This window comes from Mucilaginibacter psychrotolerans (assembly GCF_004519315.1).
GTDB lineage: Bacteria > Bacteroidota > Bacteroidia > Sphingobacteriales > Sphingobacteriaceae > Mucilaginibacter > Mucilaginibacter psychrotolerans.
Genome location: NZ_SOZE01000008.1, coordinates 17,788 through 35,682 on the forward strand (window position 1 = coordinate 17,788; position 17,895 = coordinate 35,682).

The 17,895-nt window shown below is 44.8% G+C and carries 20 protein-coding genes; 8 read left to right on the forward strand and 12 right to left on the reverse strand.

From position 1 onward, the window contains the following. Positions 1-460 precede the first annotated feature (460 nt). The 7 genes from E2R66_RS09875 to E2R66_RS09905 form a co-directional block, all read right to left on the reverse strand. Complete coding sequence (locus tag E2R66_RS09875) at positions 461-835, reverse strand: response regulator (RefSeq protein WP_133229310.1); 375 nt, start codon at positions 833-835, stop codon at positions 461-463. Between the two features lie 235 nt (positions 836-1,070). Continuing rightward, on the reverse strand, positions 1,071-1,394 hold the full coding sequence (locus E2R66_RS09880; protein WP_133229309.1) for a hypothetical protein: 324 nt from the start codon (positions 1,392-1,394) through the stop codon (positions 1,071-1,073). Positions 1,395-1,583: 189 nt separating this feature from the next. Next, positions 1,584-3,851, reverse strand: coding sequence for an aconitate hydratase (locus tag E2R66_RS09885; RefSeq protein WP_133229308.1), 2,268 nt, complete (start codon positions 3,849-3,851; stop codon positions 1,584-1,586). 229 nt (positions 3,852-4,080) lie between these two features. Beyond that, the gene (locus tag E2R66_RS09890; RefSeq protein ID WP_133229307.1) at positions 4,081-4,275 is read right to left on the reverse strand and encodes a hypothetical protein; all 195 of its coding nucleotides are present in this window, start codon (positions 4,273-4,275) and stop codon (positions 4,081-4,083) included. A gap of 73 nt (positions 4,276-4,348) precedes the next feature. Then, positions 4,349-5,461, reverse strand: a complete 1,113-nt coding sequence (locus E2R66_RS09895; protein ID WP_133229306.1) for a PQQ-dependent sugar dehydrogenase — start codon at positions 5,459-5,461, stop codon at positions 4,349-4,351. A 72-nt stretch (positions 5,462-5,533) separates the two neighbouring features. Continuing rightward, positions 5,534-6,340, reverse strand: coding sequence for an alpha/beta hydrolase (locus E2R66_RS09900; protein WP_133229305.1), 807 nt, complete (start codon positions 6,338-6,340; stop codon positions 5,534-5,536). Positions 6,341-6,508: 168 nt separating this feature from the next. After that, on the reverse strand, positions 6,509-7,183 hold the full coding sequence (locus E2R66_RS09905) for a polysaccharide deacetylase family protein (RefSeq protein WP_133229304.1): 675 nt from the start codon (positions 7,181-7,183) through the stop codon (positions 6,509-6,511). Between the two features lie 91 nt (positions 7,184-7,274). Here E2R66_RS09905 and E2R66_RS09910 point away from each other — a divergent pair, with 91 nt between their 5' ends. The 5 genes from E2R66_RS09910 (at position 7,275) to E2R66_RS09930 (ending at position 11,975) form a co-directional block, all read left to right on the forward strand. Then, positions 7,275-8,636, forward strand: coding sequence for a TolC family protein (locus tag E2R66_RS09910; RefSeq protein ID WP_133229303.1), 1,362 nt, complete (start codon positions 7,275-7,277; stop codon positions 8,634-8,636). Positions 8,637-8,674: 38 nt separating this feature from the next. Next, on the forward strand, positions 8,675-10,018 hold the full coding sequence (locus tag E2R66_RS09915) for an efflux RND transporter periplasmic adaptor subunit (protein WP_133229302.1): 1,344 nt from the start codon (positions 8,675-8,677) through the stop codon (positions 10,016-10,018). Positions 10,019-10,210: 192 nt separating this feature from the next. After that, complete coding sequence (locus E2R66_RS09920) at positions 10,211-11,218, forward strand: NAD(P)H-dependent glycerol-3-phosphate dehydrogenase (RefSeq protein ID WP_133229301.1); 1,008 nt, start codon at positions 10,211-10,213, stop codon at positions 11,216-11,218. A 32-nt stretch (positions 11,219-11,250) separates the two neighbouring features. Beyond that, positions 11,251-11,589 carry a hypothetical protein gene (locus E2R66_RS09925; RefSeq protein ID WP_133229300.1) on the forward strand — a complete coding sequence of 113 codons (339 nt, stop codon included), beginning with the start codon at positions 11,251-11,253 and terminating at the stop codon, positions 11,587-11,589. Positions 11,590-11,654: 65 nt separating this feature from the next. Continuing rightward, a complete protein-coding gene (locus E2R66_RS09930; protein WP_133229299.1) occupies positions 11,655-11,975 on the forward strand; it encodes a hypothetical protein in 321 nt (106 codons plus the stop codon). Positions 11,976-12,019: 44 nt separating this feature from the next. Here E2R66_RS09930 and E2R66_RS29265 read toward each other — a convergent pair whose 3' ends face one another. The 3 genes from E2R66_RS29265 to E2R66_RS09935 all read right to left on the reverse strand — a co-directional run bounded on the left by E2R66_RS29265 (position 12,020) and on the right by E2R66_RS09935 (position 14,688). Continuing rightward, the gene (locus E2R66_RS29265) at positions 12,020-12,475 is read right to left on the reverse strand and encodes a DUF6169 family protein (protein WP_394347181.1); all 456 of its coding nucleotides are present in this window, start codon (positions 12,473-12,475) and stop codon (positions 12,020-12,022) included. Beyond that, complete coding sequence (locus E2R66_RS28300) at positions 12,459-12,614, reverse strand: hypothetical protein (protein WP_158288368.1); 156 nt, start codon at positions 12,612-12,614, stop codon at positions 12,459-12,461. The genes E2R66_RS29265 and E2R66_RS28300 overlap by 17 nt, the downstream gene beginning before the upstream one ends. A 223-nt stretch (positions 12,615-12,837) precedes the next feature. Then, positions 12,838-14,688, reverse strand: a complete 1,851-nt coding sequence (locus E2R66_RS09935) for a DEAD/DEAH box helicase (RefSeq protein WP_133229298.1) — start codon at positions 14,686-14,688, stop codon at positions 12,838-12,840. A gap of 296 nt (positions 14,689-14,984) precedes the next feature. Here E2R66_RS09935 and E2R66_RS09940 point away from each other — a divergent pair, with 296 nt between their 5' ends. From E2R66_RS09940 to E2R66_RS29270, 3 genes are read left to right on the forward strand one after another with little or no spacing between them, the layout of a single operon-like run. Beyond that, the gene (locus E2R66_RS09940) at positions 14,985-15,860 is read left to right on the forward strand and encodes an alpha/beta fold hydrolase (RefSeq protein ID WP_133229297.1); all 876 of its coding nucleotides are present in this window, start codon (positions 14,985-14,987) and stop codon (positions 15,858-15,860) included. Positions 15,861-15,884: 24 nt separating this feature from the next. Beyond that, positions 15,885-16,118 (forward strand): hypothetical protein, encoded by a 234-nt coding sequence (locus tag E2R66_RS09945; protein WP_133229296.1) that lies wholly within the window; start codon positions 15,885-15,887, stop codon positions 16,116-16,118. Beyond that, a complete protein-coding gene (locus E2R66_RS29270) occupies positions 16,103-16,411 on the forward strand; it encodes a type II toxin-antitoxin system RelE/ParE family toxin (RefSeq protein ID WP_133229294.1) in 309 nt (102 codons plus the stop codon). Before E2R66_RS09945 ends, E2R66_RS29270 begins: the two co-directional genes overlap by 16 nt. Positions 16,412-16,483: 72 nt before the next feature. On the opposite strand, the gene E2R66_RS09955 is transcribed toward E2R66_RS29270, so the two are convergent. Together E2R66_RS09955 and tsaD are read right to left on the reverse strand one after the other, a co-directional pair. Beyond that, entirely contained in the window at positions 16,484-16,687 is a 204-nt protein-coding gene (locus E2R66_RS09955) for a hypothetical protein (RefSeq protein ID WP_133229292.1), read from the reverse strand. A 70-nt stretch (positions 16,688-16,757) separates the two neighbouring features. After that, positions 16,758-17,792: a tRNA (adenosine(37)-N6)-threonylcarbamoyltransferase complex transferase subunit TsaD gene (gene tsaD, locus E2R66_RS09960; RefSeq protein WP_133229290.1), complete on the reverse strand. Its 1,035-nt coding sequence runs from the start codon at positions 17,790-17,792 to the stop codon at positions 16,758-16,760. Positions 17,793-17,895: the final 103 nt, after the last annotated feature.

Sequence of the window (17,895 nt, forward strand, 5' to 3'; positions counted from 1 at the left end):
TCGCCTGCGGCTCGGTCTGTAAGTAATTTAATTGTAGCTAAAGCCTCAATATGATAGCGCGCTTTACACACGCGTGATCGGGGGTGCCATTAGGACCACTTGCGGCTAATGTCATTATTTAAGCAATCTTTTCACCCTAAAAGGGTGAAAGCTTGGTAGCAAACCAACACCCGAAACCGACAGTGCCGTAGGTACTCAACAAAATGGCGTTTAACACCGAACGGCGTTGTGTTATTTTTACGATGTTTCTACAAAGCTTTCACCTTTACGAGGTTGCTGACCGTTAAATTAGGATTTTGCACCTGGTAGACCCCGGTAAGCATGGAGCAGAGCGACTGATAGTACCTTACTGCTAAGCTCAGGATTTGTTACGGATGTAAGTTAGACGAGATTTACAAGTGCTTATGCAGAGGTATTAACTAATTTAACCCGAAGAGCGTATGGCTGGTATATAGGTTGCTTAGCACTCAAGCGGTTGATGGTCGATAAAACGGAGCACCTTGCCAACCATGTCTTCCACCTCAAAAGGTTTACGCACAAAATCATTGGCTTCGCATTCTTTGGCAATCAGTTCAATATCATTGGCGGTAGAGAGGATGATAACCGGTACAGTAGCCAGATCGGGGATTTGTTTAATCTTCCTGCATAAACGATGACCTGGTTTGCTGTTGATGAATTCGTCCAGCAAAATCAGGTCGGGACTAAACGCGATGATGGCAGAAAGTTCATCAGGTTCGGGTATGCTCATCGTATCGTAACCATGTTCCTGCAAAATAAGCTCCACTATAAAACGGATATCCTGGTCGTTCTCAATAATCAGTACGCTCTTTTTCAAATCGTTTAAATTTGATTAAAGGTAGGGAATAAATTTGGTTATCACAGGAGGCGAAGCGGCGGGGAAGCGGCGGGGAAGTTCGCCCATGGTTCCCTCTTTCGTCCTGGTTGTAGGCATAAATTAGCTAAAGCTAAACAGCAAGAAGACAGCTTAGGTAAATTCGGTGTTTATAATTGTTATAGCAATGGCGGGGGAAACCATTACTAATTTGGAGATCACAGCCCATTTTACCAATTCAATAAAATTCAAGGTGCCTGTTAGTTACCGTTGTTGGCGGTGCCGAAACGTACAGTGTAATGGTTAATGTGTTAGCCGATGAGTTGTATGAAGCATCGGAAAACGTCACCTCCAGGTTGCCGTTAAACATTTCGTACACATGGTGAACAACACCACCACTCCCATAAACAGCGTAAACCACTCCATTCTCTTCAAAGTCACCAAACTCTACATCGGTACATTGAGCTTTTGAAGAAGTGAGAATTTTGGAGTCGCTTTTGAATGACGATAACGGCAAGGCGAATACCATTAAAGTTGCGAGCATAAATAACTTGTTTTTCATGACTTAAAATTTAAAAGTGTAATTTATGGAATGAATTTAGAGTTAATATTATCGTGAAGAAAAGTTTACATTTCAACATCTGTTAATAAATACAGTTTAACTTTCCTTTAAGTTACACTTATCGTGCAGTGAGAAATAAAAAAAGCCTCCCCATTCGGGAAGGCTCAATCTAAAATCGTAAAACTAAAATTAAGACGCCATTTGCGCGCGTATGATGTTCAACGCGCCGCCGGCTTTAAACCACTCAATTTGTTGAGCATTGTAGGTGTGGTTCACCTGGAAGCTTTCGCTGGTACCATCTGCATGGTGCAATACAACGGTTAGTTGCTTGCCCGGTGCAAAGGTGGTTAGGCCAACGATATCGAAAATATCGTCTTCCAGTATTTTGTCGTAGTCGTTGCTATCGGCAAAGGTAATGCCCAGCATACCTTGTTTCTTCAGGTTGGTTTCGTGGATACGGGCGAACGATTTCACCAATATCACACGTACGCCTAAGTGGCGTGGTTCCATCGCAGCGTGCTCGCGCGATGAGCCTTCCCCGTAGTTTTCGTCGCCAACTACAATACTGCCAATGCCATGCGCTTTGTAATCGCGCTGGGTAGCAGGTACCGGACCGTATTCGCCGGTTAGCTGGTTCTTAACGCTATCGGCGTTCAGGTTAAAGTAGTTAATGGCGCCGATCAGCATATTGTTAGATATGTTATCCAGGTGACCACGGAATTTCAACCATGGGCCGGCCATCGAAATATGGTCGGTAGTACATTTACCTTTTGCTTTGATCAACAGCTTTAAGCCGGTAAGGTCTGTACCTTCCCATGCAGCAAACGGATCGAGCAATTGCAAACGTGCAGAAGTTGGGCTAACCTTTACTTCAACCGCGCTGCCATCTTCGGCAGGGGCCTGGTAACCGGCATCCTCAACAGCGTAGCCACGTACCGGCATTTCTATACCCAGTGGCTCATCCAGCATCACTTGCTCACCATCCTTGTTAGTTAAAGTATCGGTAAGCGGGTTAAAGGTTAAATCGCCGGCAATAACCATAGCGGTTACAATTTCCGGAGAAGCTACGAAAGCGTGCGTATTGGGGTTACCGTCCTGGCGTTTTGCAAAGTTACGGTTGAACGAGGTAATGATAGAGTTTTTGCGGGTTGGGTCGTCGGTATGACGGGCCCACTGGCCGATACACGGACCGCAGGCATTGGCCAAAACCACGCCACCCATGCTCTCGAAGGTGCCTAAGTAACCATCGCGCTCTACGGTGTAACGCACCAGTTCACTACCTGGGGTGATGGTGAATTCTGCTTTAGTTTGCAGGTTTTTATCGATAGCCTGTTTGGCAATTGATGCCGAACGGGTAATATCCTCGTATGATGAATTGGTACAAGAACCTATCAAACCAACTTCTAAAGTAACCGGCCAGTTGTTCTCGCGAACAGCGGTAGCAAATTTAGAAATAGGCCATGCCAGATCCGGTGTGAAAGGGCCGTTGATATGTGGCTCAAGCTCTGATAGGTTGATTTCGATAACCTGGTCGAAGTAAGCAGCCGGGTTTGCGTAAACTTCATCATCACCGGTTAGGTGTTCTGCAACGGCGTTGGCCAGTTCGGCAACTTCCGCACGTGATGTACCGCTTAAATAAGTAGCGATTTTTTCGTCGTATCCAAAGATAGAGGTGGTAGCACCAATCTCTGCACCCATATTACAGATGGTGCCTTTACCTGTTGCCGAAAGCGAACGAGCGCCTTCGCCAAAATATTCTACGATAGCGCCGGTACCACCTTTTACGGTAAGGATACCTGCAACTTTCAAGATAACGTCTTTAGCCGAAGCCCAGCCCGATAATTTACCGGTTAATTTAACGCCGATAAGCTTAGGGAATTTAAGCTCCCAAGGCAAACCTGCCATTACATCGCAGGCATCGGCACCGCCAACACCTATGGCAACCATACCCAAACCACCTGCGTTAGGGGTGTGGGAGTCGGTACCGATCATCATACCACCCGGGAACGCGTAGTTTTCTAACACTACCTGGTGTATGATACCTGCACCGGCTTTCCAGAAACCGATACCGTATTTATCTGATACGGATGAAAGGAAATCGTAAACTTCTTTATTGATATCAACAGCTGTGCTTAAATCTTCTACAGCGCCGATTTTGGCTTGTATCAAGTGATCGCAATGCACGGTTGATGGCACTGCAACCTGCGGGCGGCCTGCCTGCATAAACTGCAAAAGGGCCATCTGCGCGGTAGCATCCTGCATGGCTACGCGGTCTGGTGCAAAGTCAACGTAGTCGGTACCGCGTTCAAAGGCTTTTTTAGCATCGCCTTCTGAAAGGTGAGCGTATAATATTTTTTCTGTAAGCGTAAGGTGTTTGCCGGTCGCAACGCGTGCAGCCGCAATGCGGGTGCTGTAGCGATCGTAAACTTTTTTGATCATATCTAAATCAAAAGCCATAATGTTTGATTTTTTTAGTGGGAAAAAGGGTTTGCCAGCCCATTTCGGGCAGGTAGCGGCGAATTTACAAATTATAAACTTTATTCACAGTCAGCCCTTTGTACAAATGCTATTTAGACGCTGTATAAATAAGGTGTGGCCCCCCAGCCCCTGAAGGGGGGAGCAAAATTGTTGATTAGCCGATATTTTATGAGGAGAGCTGTCTTGAGTTATAAATTAAAAGCGCTCGTCAATCAGCGAGTTCTTTAATGCGCTTTTTTAGCGCTTCAATGGATGACGGGGTTTCATGCTCCTTTAAATCAATACCTTTTATGAAGTCCAGATATTCCTGATTGTAATGTATGCGGATTAAATTCAACACTTCTAAATCTCTTAAAATACCGAAGGCTTTATCGTTAAGTACATCAATAGTTATAGTCGTCATTTACTTCTTTTACAGACATAAATCTACAATGTTTTGACTAACATTCACAATCAAAAGTTCCCCCTTCAGGGGGCTAGGGGGCTTTACTCACCTTGATAATTTTATCGGCATTGCCCCCGTTGCTGGTAATCATATAAACATCGCCCTGCGGAGATACGGCAACATCGCGCAAGCGCCCATAGGTGCCCTTGTAAAAGGTGTTAACAGCTTCTACCTTATCGCCTGCGGCGTTCAGTTTAATCTGTAAAAGTTCCGAATCTTTCAATACGGCCAACAGCAACGAATTCTTCCACTGCGGAATAGCGTCGTTTTTATAATAATCGATGCCGGATGGTGCGATGGTGGGCGACCAGGCCTTGATAGGCTCTGCCACATTATTTATGGTGCAAAAAGAAGGTTCGGAACCCGTATCGCAAAAGCCCTCCACATTCGGCCAGCCAAAGTTCCGGCCTTTTTGGATGATGTTGATCTCGTCATCGGTATTTTGGCCATGTTCAGAGCTGTAAAGCCTGTCACCCACAAAAACCAGCCCTTGCGGGTTACGGTGGCCGAATGTCCATAGCGCGCTGCCTGCAGTGGGATTATCAGCAGGGATACTACCATCTAAGTTAATGCGCTGTATCTTGCCAGCCAGGCTGGTCATATCCTGTGCCCGGGACGATACCGAAGCGTCGCCACTGGTGATGAATAGTTTTTTATCGGGCGATATAGCCAGCCGCGTACCATTGTGGATGTTGGATGCGGGGATATTATCCATCAACACAATGGGATTGATGAGCGTAGTGCCATTGTAGGTATACTTGACTATCTTTTTGGTGTAAACGCCTGCCTTATCGTAATTATAAGCTACGAATACTTCCGGAGTCGTGGCAAAATCGGGATGCAGCACCATGCCCAATAATCCGCCCTCTCCGCGCGATACTACGTCGCTTATGCTGAGTAGCGGTATTATTACGCCATCGGTGGGGTTAATGCGGCTTATCCTGCCGCCGCGCTCGGTTATCCATAGCTTATCATCGGGGCCCCAAAGTATCTCCCATGGGAAAGAGAGGTTTTGGGTGATCACCACGTCGGTGAGCGTAGCGTCGCCCAGCGTTACAGGCGGCACAGCATTTGTATTCTTTTTACAATTGATAAAGCAAAAAATGCCTGATGCAATAATTGCGGCGGCTATCCATTTTCTCATAATCCTTAAAGTTTACCGGGGACTGGTAATTGGTTAACAAGCGTTTGTGCAATTTGTTGCGGGGGGCAAATCCTAATCAGTAAACCATCTGTAAAATACTTTAAAGGCAAGCTTCCACTGTGCTTCGTTGTGTTTGGCACCTTTCAAAATTAACGGTGCTGGCACTTTTTTACGGTTGAAGCCTTTGGCGATCAAAATTGAGTCCATCTTGTTCACATAAACGGTTTCGTCGCCTTCCTGGTCGCCGCAGGCTAAAAAGTAGCGCTGTTTGCGGTTTAGTTTCGCATCAGTAGTCAACGGATACATTTGCGGCGCTATCCAAAAGGATGGAGAGAACACCCCCGCCACCCCAAACACTTCCGGGTATTTAACCGCAGCATACATGGATATCAGCCCACCCATCGAGCTGCCTGCTATGGCCGTATGCTTCGCGTCTTTTTTGGTGTGGTACAAGCTATCGATATGCGGCTTAAGCGTGTTTACAATAAAGGCGAGGTAGGCATCGCCATCGGGTTTAGGGGCGTATTTGCTTGTATAGGCATTATATTCGGCCATGCGGTATTGGCCGCTGTTATCTATCCCTACTACTATCGCCTGCTTATCTGCCGGGAAGGTCTTCAGGGTAGAATCTACCAGCCAGCTGCCAGCAAAACTGGTGTTGCCGGTAAACAGGTTCTGCCCATCGTGCATGTAAATTACGGGGTATTTCTTTTTAGAGGAAACATATCCCGCAGGCAAAAAAACACGTATGGTGCGCCCCCGGCCCAATTGCGGCATGGATACTTGGCTGATAACTACGCGGGCCGTATCGGCATTCTGTGCACGCAGGCTTTGCGCACATACAGTAAAAAGTGCAATAATTAATAATTGACGAACCATGCCGAAATGTAGCAATTAACCTGGCAACCAGCAAACCAAAATAACCCAATATAGTGTTCACGCGCGCCGCGTGAACATCGTGAACACTTTCAAATTATTGACAATCAAATGCTTAAAAATTTTAGAGTGGTGTCAATATCGTGTCACCACCGTTTTCATCGTAAATGATTATATTAAGGTGCCGCTTTCCGCGTGCAAATCCTCCTTGGGGGGCAAATAAGTAAACTGCAAACTTTCGAAACTATACCCCTCCCTGCTCCAATGCTCCAACGCGCGCGGCAGCACGTATTCCAGCCGTTCGAATGCTTTCTGGCTATCATGAAAAACCACTATCGAACCCGCCTCGGTATGTTTCAATACATTCTTCAGACAATTGACAGGCGACAGCTTGGTATCGAAATCGCCGCTCAGCACATCCCACATCACAATCTTTAAATCCGGCCGGGCATGTTTCAAAAGCTTTATTTGCTGCCGTTTTATGCGCCCGTAGGGCGGGCGGAAAAGGTTGGTGCCCGTCAGTTCGTCAGCTTTTAAAAAATTTTGCAGGTATTGCTGGTTGCCCGTGGCCCATCCTTTAAGGTGGTTGTAGGTATGGCTGCCTACGGCATGGCCATGCTCTTTTACCTGCGCAAATACGTCGGGGTGTTTGCTGATATTATCGCCGATGCAGAAGAAAGTTGCCTTAGCCTGGTACTGCTTTAAAATATTTAATACGAACGGTGTAACAATGGGTATAGGGCCGTCGTCAAAAGTCAAATAAATACAGCGGGTACCAGGCGCAGCGTCCCATATTAAACCGGGATACAGCCATTTGAGCAGGCGGGGAGTTTTTATCAGGTACATGCTACAAAGAGGTTAGTTGTTCCATATTTTTCAAACAAAGAAATTGAGGCTTGCATAGCTTTTAGCTTATTACGATTGTACAATACTTATTATGAAACTAAAATTACCATTAACAAAAGTAACTATTGCTTGCTTCATATTACTTTCGGTAACCCATATATCCGCTAAAGCGCAGGAATTAATTACCCTGCAAAAAGCGGTAGACCGCGCGCTGGAGCGCAACCTGACCATAAAGCAGGCACTGCTTAGCGAAGCACTGAGTACCGAGGATTATAACCAAAGCCGTTACAACAAACTACCCGACGTAAGCGCAAACCCACAGGCTGGTTACAACTTTGGCCGTAATATCGACCCAACCACCAACCAGTTCATCAACCAGCGTACCTTTACCGTTAATGCAGGGATAAACGCACAAGTAACGCTTTTCCAGGGCGGGCAGCTGCGCAATCAGATCATACAGAATCGTATTTTGGTAGATGTGGATAAAAGTAATACCGCCAAAGTAAAAAACGACCTTATCCTAAGTGTAGTTACGCAATACCTGGCTATATTAACCAATCAGGATTTGGTAACTGCCGCACAGCAACAGATAGATATTGCCAAGATTGCTTTAGACCGCGCACAGAAAAACTTCGATGTGGGTAATCAAACCCTGGCCGATCTTTCGCAAGCCAAAGCGCAGCAATCTACTGCCGAACTTAATCTTACAACTGCCCAGAACCAATTGGACCTATCTATACTGATATTGAAGCAATATATGGAGATGAACCCACTGGATCCTATTACGGTAGAAAAGCCCGACATCAGCAAGCTGACCGATATCCGCACGATGTATGATGAGGCAGCAGTATTAAAGACCGCCTTAGAAATAAACCCTGATGTAAAACTGGCCGAAACGAGGCAAGCCGCAGCGCAACAGGGGATAAAAGTAGCCATGGGCGCATATTATCCAAGCCTGGTTTTATTCGGCTCGGGAAACTCCCGTTACTCCGATGCCAGCGTCAGGTTTGATAACCCTAGTGCCAGCTACCCGTTTTTCGATCAGTTTAAAGATAACTTTAACCAATCGGTAGGGCTATCATTGCAAATACCTATTTTTAGTCGGTTTGCAACCCGCACATCGGTACGTAAAGCGCAAATTAATTACCAAAGCGCCGGAGTGAACACCCAGTCGGCCAAAAACAACCTGAGCAAGATCATTATCCAGGCCGTGTTTGATTTGCGGGCCGCAGATAAAAAGTTGGCAAACAGTACGCAAACTTACCAGGCCAACAAGGAGGCCTTCAACATTACACAGCAGCGCTACAACGTGGGGCTGGTAAACGCGCTGGATTATAACACCTCGCTAACCAACCTCAACAAATCGCAGTTCGATTTGATACAGGCACGCTACGAACTGGTGTTCCGCAGCAAAGTAATCGATTATTACCTGGGCAACCCTATCACATTATAAACGTTAACACACAAAAAAAATCCTGAATATAAAACATCATGGGAAAGACTACTAAATATATCCTCATCGGTTTAGGCTCGCTGATTGCTTTGCTGATAATACTTAAAGTTGCCGGCGTTATAGGCAAGCCGAAGCTAACGCAGGTTGCCGTTGAGAAAGCCGATACGCGCGATATAAACGAAACCGTATCTGCCAGCGGCAAGATAAAACCCCACATCGAGGTAAAAATAAGCCCCGAGGTGAGCGGCGAGGTGGTTGAACTGCCTATTAAAGAAGGAGACGTGGTTAAGAAAGGTCAGCTGCTTTGCAAGATTCGCCCCGACATCTTAAAATCGGGCTACGAACGCGCCGTGGCATCTTACAACTCACAAAAAGCAAGCGTTGGTAATTCTGCGCAAATGCTGAAACAGTCTGAAGCCACCTTTGCCAACCAGCTTTCGATATACAAACGCAGCCAGGAGCTTTACAAAAATAAAGTGCTTACCACAGCAGAATTCGAGCAGGCAAAAGCCAACTACGAAGGCGCGAAAGCATCGCTTGAAGCGGCTAAACAAAACGTTATCGGCTCGCAATATGGTCTTGCCCAGTCATCAGCTTCGGTTAAAGAAGCACAGGATAACCTTGCCAAAACAACCATCTACGCGCCGGTTGATGGCGTAGTATCAAAACTATCCATCGAAATTGGTGAGCGTGTTTTGGGTACCCAGCAGTTTGCCGGTACTGAGATCATGACCATATCTGACCTGACCAAAATGGACGTAAACGTTGATGTGAACGAGAACGATATCAACCGCATAGGCATTGGCAACCCGGCACAAATAGAAATCGATGCCTTTTTGGGCAAAAAATTCGAAGGTGAAGTTATCGAGATAGGTAGTTCGGCCAATGTGGTAGGTACCAATGCAGATCAGGTGACCAACTTTACCGTAAAGGTGAGAATTACGGCACAATCGTATGTGGACTTACTGAAGAAGAACGCAGCAAACCACTCGCCATTCCGCCCGGGCTTGACCGCAACGGTAGATATCCAAACCAACCATGTAAAAGCCCTATCGGTACCTATACAATCGGTTACTACCCGCGAGGATAAGAAAGCAAGCGCCACCGGTACTAATGGCACAGAAGATAAAAAGAAAACCGCCAGCACTCCAATAGCTAAAGAATATGTATATGTATTTGATGCTAAAGCCAATAAAGTAAAACAGGTGCAGGTAACCACCGGCATACAGGACGATGCTTACATACAGATATTAAGTGGCCTGAAAGGCGGCGAAGAAGTAGTATCGGCACCGTTTGCAGCTATCTCTAAAGAACTTAACGATGGCATGCAGGTAGAAAAGGTTGATAAAGCCAAACTATTTACCGGCGATAAGAAGAATTAGTTTTAAGTCCGAAGTTTTAAGTCGAAATATAAGCCAAACGCCGCATTCAGGATATCATCCAGAAGCGGCGTTTCTGCTTTATAAACCTTTGGACTTTTTACCAAAGACTTCAGACTTTAGACTCTCCTTTATTTTTCATTTCTTTGTAGCGCAAGGGGAAACCAATTAGCCCTGCAGTACATTATACGCTGAATGCTTAAGCAAATACATAAAATTACCGTTGTTGGCGGCGGCAGCTGGGCAACAGCCAATATTAAGATGCTTACCGATAACCCCATTGAAAAAGAAATTTTCTGGTGGATGCGGAACGGGCAGGCAGTAGAGCATATTGCTAAATTCAGGCATAACCCCAATTATTTAAGTTCGGTTGAAATAAAAGTACCGGCCGCAAATATCTCTGCGGACCTTAAGCCGCTTATACAAGCTGCCGATTGTATCTTGCTTAACGTACCTGCCGCTTTTTTGAAAGAGGCGCTGGATGGCATAACACCCGAAGACCTGGCCGGCAAAAAAATAGTATCGGCCATCAAAGGCATCGTGCCCGATGAAAATCAGATCATCGGCGAGTTTCTGAACGAAAAGTATGGCGTTAGTTTCGATAATTTTATGGTGATAAGCGGACCCTGCCATGCCGAAGAGGTGGCGCTGGAGAAGTTATCATACCTCACCATTGCTTCGCAGGATGTGGCGCTGGCTACCGAGTTTGCTGCCATGCTAAACACCCGCTACATCAAGACCATCGTATCTGATGATATTTACGGAACGGAGTACGGCGCCGTGCTCAAGAATGTGTATGCCATAGCCAGCGGTATATGCCATGGCGTGGGCTACGGCGATAACTTCCAGGCGGTACTGATATCTAATGCCATACGCGAGCTGGAACGCTTTGTAGGCCAGGTACACCCCATAGACCGTGATATTAAGGAGTCGGCCTACCTGGGCGATTTACTGGTTACAGCCTATTCGCAGTTTAGTCGTAACCGCACCTTTGGCAATATGATAGGGAAGGGTTATACCGTAACCTCGGCCCAGTTAGAGATGAATATGATTGCTGAGGGATATTATGCAGTAAATTGCCTACACCAGGTAAACCTGCAGTACAAGGTAGATATGCCTATTTGCGAGGCCGTTTACGCTATTTTATACAAAAAAGCATCGCCCGCTGCCGAAATGCGCAAACTGGCAGAGAAATTGAGTTAAGCTGCATAGTTAAACTTAATTTACGTTTTACCATGAAAAAGTTATTCAGTACAGCATTGGTTGTAGTTGCTTTATTTGCAGCCTCGCAAAGCTTTGCGCAAACCCATAAAGACACTACCCTTGTGCAAAAAGCGGGCACAACCGCTAAAAAAGGTTGGAAAGCCACCAAAAAAACAGCCAGTAAAGTGGGCAATAAAACCGCCCAAATTGCCTCTAGCGGTGCAGCTGCTGTTGTAGATAAAAAATACGACAGCAAGGTTGGACCGCAAGGCCAAACCATCTACATAGATAAAAACTCCTACTATTATTATGTAAACAAAAAGGGCCGCCACATTTACGTGAAAGAGTCAGCCCTGGTGGCCAAACCATAATACTGGAAATATAATCAGGAGCGCTTGTTGCAAAACAGGCGCTTTTTTGCTATATTATCTGCATCATGAAACGCTACGCTTTTATATTCGCAACTACTGTTTGTGCGTTGGTATTAACTACCGCTGCATGTAACCAAAAAAAAGACCAACCCGATAAGAAACTGCAGGGTACCTGGAAATCGAAAGATGGACTAACCAACCTGAAGATAACCGATAAACAGTTTACGCTGGATAACGAACCGGAAGATTATTTTACCAAAGGCGATACCATCTTTACCTCGTTTGAGGGTAACCTGCCTTATACTAAATTCCTGATACAAAAGCTGGACGAGAAGCAGCTTAGCCTGATGTTCCCTGATTCGGTTGCAGTAGAATTTAGCCGTTAAAACAGAGCTAATTTGCAACACAAGAGGGTGAGGAAATGATTAAATCAAAAATCTTCCAGTGCCGACTTAAAACTTTCTATAATTAGGTCCCCTAATGGGTTTAGATTGTTATACAATACAGAAGCGTTAATTGGATATCCGTGTTCCGAGATAGCAATATAATTGAATTTGCTTATGTAGTAAAAATCGTCAGCTGATCTTTGATACCAATATTCAAATATTATATGGCGTTTTTCGTGACGGTTGTCTTCCGAATCGCAAATATAAAATATCACGTTCGACTCCTTTTCAAGTATATCTCCGATAAGTTTAATTACGGTGTTCTTGATCCAATAATCTACGTGGGTTGGTTCTGTATCCGGGTATAGCGACAAAGAAAAAGCGTTGATCTCACCTAATTGATAGCTGATCAACGCTAATTGATATATAATGTTATATCGTGTAGTAAAGGTGTAGGTTAGGCCGTCTTCGGACGGAACTACATTATAAAGGTTTTGCAAAATTAATACCCTTTTCTTTAGCCAGATCGCTCAACGGCTTATTGTTTTTCAAGGCAGCCTTTATATCCTTCTTGTCCTGCATCACCTTAGTTAAAAATGCAGAGCCGCCCTTTGGCGTATGCTTTTTATTTGTTTCCATGTTCTTGGTGATTTATTTTAATTACTTCATACCTATCAACGATAAATTTACCTACTATGTTTCACAAGTGCAATATCTTGTAGATATATTGTTGCTATAACGGTCTAAACAAAAACCTCCCGGATGCTGGTGCAAACGAGAGGCTTTGTAAACAAAACTAAACTAAAACTATGCTTTCGGGTAAACTACCCCCCAAAAGCTCTTATGAAAACTAAAAACTAAATTAGAATCTTCTGCGGCGTTCCGGGCGTTCTTCGCGGGGTTTGCCAGAGAAATCACGGAAACCACCGCCAGCGGCACCTTTGTTCTTGTCCCTGTTAAATCCGCCTTCACGTCTTTCACCACCACCAAAACTTCTTTCGCGGTTGTAACCGCCGCCGCCTTCGCGCCTTTGGTAACCACCTTCGCGCCTGTCGCCACCACCTGTACGGGTAGTGCTGGTACCTTCACCGGATACTTCTATCCTCACTTCGCGGCCTTTAAATTCAACGCCTTTAAAGTTGTTAGTTACCATCTCAACATCAGCGTTATTCACTTCAAAGAAAGAGAAAACACCTTTAACATCTATCTTGCCAACGGTGCGGCCGCTTATTTTGGCGTTGTTGCAAATGTAACCCAGCAAATCGCCGCGGTTAAACTCGTCAACACTACCTAGGTTGATAAACAAGCGTGTGTATTCACTTTTGCCACCGTTATCGCGTGGTGCACGTTCGCCTCTTTCGCCATCCCTGGTGCGGAAATCATCCGCAGGAGCGTTAAGGTCTGGTGCGTTTTTATAATAATCTAAAAAGCGGTTAAACTCTAAAGACGCAAAACGTTTGATCACTTCTTCTTTAGTCAGCTCGGCAAACTCATCCATAATACGTGGGATGTATTGCTCTATCTGGCTTTCGTTAACTTCAACATTGTGTACTTTATGTACCAATGCAAAAAGTTGTTTTTCGCAAACATCAAAGCCTGTAGGTATTTCGCCTTTAACAAACTTTTTACCGATGGTGCGTTCTATCTGGCGTATTTTGCCAAGTTCTTTACTGTTGATGATAGCAATAGATACACCTGTTTTACCTGCACGGGCTGTACGGCCGCTACGGTGGGTGTAATTCTCTATCTCATCTGGCAAGCTGTAGTTAATAACGTGCGTAACATCGTTAACATCAATACCACGGGCTGCAACATCAGTAGCAATTAACAACTGCAGGCTGCGTTCGCGGTAGCGTTTCATCACCTTATCGCGTTGTTGCTGTGATAAGTCACCATGCAAAGCATCGGCGTTGTAGCCATCTTTGATAAGCGATTCGGCAATTTCCTGTGTTTCTATCTTGGTACGGCAAAATACGATACCGAAGATTTCGGGGTTATTGTCTACGATGCGTTTGAATGCTGCATATTTATCACGGGCACGTACTACGTAGTACTCGTGGTCGATATTAACATTACCGGTGTTTTTCTCGCCCATAGTAAGCTCGAAAGGGTCGGTCATGTATTTCTTAGCAATCCTTCTAACCTCAGCAGGCATTGTGGCCGAGAACAGCCAGGTTTTTTTCTCGTCGGGGGTGGTTGATAAAATACTGTCAATGTCTTCCTGGAAGCCCATGTTGAGCATCTCATCAGCCTCATCCAATACTACAAACCTAACCTGCGAAAAATCTATCGCTTTACGGTTAATAATGTCGAGCATACGGCCAGGCGTGGCCACCACGATCTGTACACCGCGTTTGATAACGCGTAGTTGATCTTGAATACTTGCACCGCCATAAACGGCAACAACATTAACGTTGTTCATTTTTTTGGCGTAGTTCTTAATGTCGTTCGTGATCTGTAAACAAAGTTCACGTGTTGGGCATAAAACAAGCGCCTGCGGATGATTTACTTCGAAATCGAGCAGTTCTAATAGCGGCAGTCCAAAAGCAGCTGTTTTACCGGTCCCTGTTTGGGCTAATCCGACAAAATCGTTGCTGCCTGTTAACAATACCGGAATTGACTGTTCCTGGATTGGTGTTGGATTTTCAAATCCTAACTCAGAGATGGCATTAACAATATCATGACGGATTCCCAGATTAATAAATGGGTTCATGAATTAAAATAACGTATTTGGCTACATCGCCAAATCGAGCGCAAAAGTACGTTTAATATTTTATTTTGGCAATGCCGTTTTGTTAATTTAGCATTATGGCAATTTTTAGTGCATGTTTATCTGTAAAAGCTTAAAAATCAAGGCTTTTTTTACAAAGTAAATTCCATTTTTGCAATTGCCTGTAAAAATAGCCATGTCTTTCCTCCGCAGAAAGATGACGATATCATAAATGAACCATCAAAAAATAATGTGTAATCAGCATAAATTTATAACTTTATACCAACACAATCACGCACATGAAAGCTCTTAAACTCCTCTCCGTTGTTCTGTTGGTGCTATGCGCCATCTCTGCATCTGCGCAGCAAAAAGAAACCATTAAACTAGATACGGTTACTTACGGCAAAAATGCTGCGGTAGGTAAATATGCCGAGATACGCGGTATGAAGATGTATTACGAGGTATATGGCAAGGGAGAGCCTTTGCTCATCATCCATGGTAATGGCGGCTCTATTAAAGATTTCAGGTACCAGATACCTTACTTCGCCAAAAAATATCAGGTTATATTGGCCGATAGCCGCGCCCAAGGGAAATCTAATAACGACAAAGACACCCTAAGCTACGAAATGTTGAGCGACGACCTTAACGCCTTGCTGGATAAACTAAATATTAAAAATGCCAATGTAATTGGCTGGAGCGATGGAGGCATAGAAGGCCTGCTGTTGGCTATGCGTAACCCAGATAAAGTAAAAATGCTGGCCGTAACCGGTGCAAACCTGTGGCCGGATAGCACAGCCGTGTACCCCTACATACAAGATTACATACTGAAGCAGAACGTGTTTGGGGCCGACTCGGTAAAACGGATGAAGAACCCAACCCGGAAAATAAAAGACCAATTGCTTTTATTGCATCTGCTTAGTTACGAACCGCATATCAAAACAGGCGACCTGCACAAAATAGCCTGCCCAACTCTGGTAATAGGCGGCGATCATGATGTTATCCAGGCAGAGCACACGATGCTGATAGCCAAAAATATTCCGAAATCCTATTTATGGATATTACCCAACTCTGGCCACTCTACCCCAATTTACTACCGCGATACGTTCAACCAGGTAATAGGCGACTTTTTTAGCAAACCCTACAGAAAGATAGAGAATTGGGATGTGCTGAAATAAAAGCGAATATTTGTATATTTGAATATGGACATCCAGGCGGAGAAATTAAACTTAATAAAATGGCTTGCCGAAGTTGATGAACCTGCTGTAATTGAGAGCTTCCTTGAGCTCAAAAGCAAACAACAGGAAGATTGGTGGGACCAAATAACCGACGAAGAAAAAGCGGAAATAGAAGAGGGTTTGGCACAGGCAGACAGAGGAGAAACTGTTCCGCATGAAGAGGTTATGCGAAAGTACGATAAATGGCGTACAAAATAGTTTGGACCAAACAGGCTATTAACGGGTTTGATAAGGTCGTTAGCTATCTGATAGAAAATTGGACAGAAAAAGAGCTGAGAGAATTCATTAGCGAAACAGACAGATTTTTTGAAATCCTGGCTCAATTCCCAGAAATACTTCAAAGGACAGCAACAAAAGAGAATGTACGCCGGGGTCCTATCAACAAACTTACTGTTATAACTTATAGGCTTAAGCGGGTAACCAAACAAATAGAAATTATCAGTTTCAGAAGTGCCAGGCAAAAACCATTGAAACGTTACCCACCTTTGTGATTTTTATGATTGAGGTTCGGTTTCCTCGTTATTTTATGGAATCAATCGTTTAGTCTCTAGATGGAAAGCTCATTATTGGCTACTCGCATCCCCGGCATTCATACCTGGCTGGAACATATGGCGCCAGTACATATAAATAATTACGCCGATAACTATGGCGGCCAAAACGTATAAGCCGATTTTACCGTTGCGCTTGTCCTGGCGTAAAACCCATACTAAAAATGCGATTAGCGGCAATACGAAAATTGCCCAGAAAATATAAGATGCTGCGGTCATGTTGGCTCCCTAATCCCCTAAAGGGGAAATAAAATTGTGTTTGTAAAAGTATTAAATAAATCTTAAGCCCTTATAGCTCCTGCTCCCCCTTCAGGGGGCTGGGGGCAAACGGCATCCTCGCCATCGGTGCTACTTCCTGCCCTATAAATTCGCCCTGCAGGTATTTGTAGTAACCAGCAATGGCTATCATAGCTGCGTTATCGGTACAATACTCAAACTTGGGGATAAAGCAGTTCCAGCCCTGTTCTGTACAGAGGTTTTTAAGTCCCTCGCGCAGGCCGGTATTGGCAGAAACCCCGCCCGCTAAGGCAATATCTTTGATGCCGTATCCCTGTGCGGCGCGTTTTAGTTTAATGAGCAGGATGGTGGCTATGCGTTTCTCTACCGATGCACAGATATCTGCCATATTCTCCTGTATAAAGTTGGGGTTTTTGGCCACGTTATCTCTAATGAAATACAGGATGGCTGTTTTAAGTCCGCTAAAGCTGAAATCATATCCGGGTATCTGCGGCTCGGGGAATTTATAAGCATCGGGGTTGCCGCTGCGGGCGTTCTTGTCAATCAACGGGCCGCCGGGATAAGGCAGACCCAATATCTTGCTGGTTTTATCCATGGCCTCACCGGCTGCATCATCAAGCGTTTGGCCTATGATCTCCATATCGAAGTAATCTTTTACCAGCACAATCTGCGTATGCCCACCCGATACGGTGAGACATAAGAAAGGGAATTTAGGCTTTTCATCGGCTATAAAATGCGCCAGTATATGCGCCTGCATGTGGTTAATATCTATCAGCGGCAGGTTTTTGGCCAGTGCAAAAGCCTTGGCAAAAGATACGCCGACCAATAAAGAACCTAAAAGGCCCGGCCCGCGCGTAAAAGCTACTGCATCAATATCATTTTTGTTTACTTTTGCGTTTAATAGGGCTTGTTGCACAGCGGGTACAATGTTTTGCTGATGAACCCGGGACGCAAGCTCGGGCACAACGCCTCCGTAGGCTTCGTGTATGGTTTGGTTGGCAATAACATTGCTCAGTATCCGGCCATCTACGCAAATGGATGCGGAGGTTTCGTCACAAGAAGATTCGATTGCTAATATTACAGGCACTTTGAAGAATTATTGAATGAGAGAATTATTGAATTATTGAATTGAACAAACCTTTTGGCGGTACTTATGTATAGCGATATAGTTTCTCAGTAAGTCAATAATT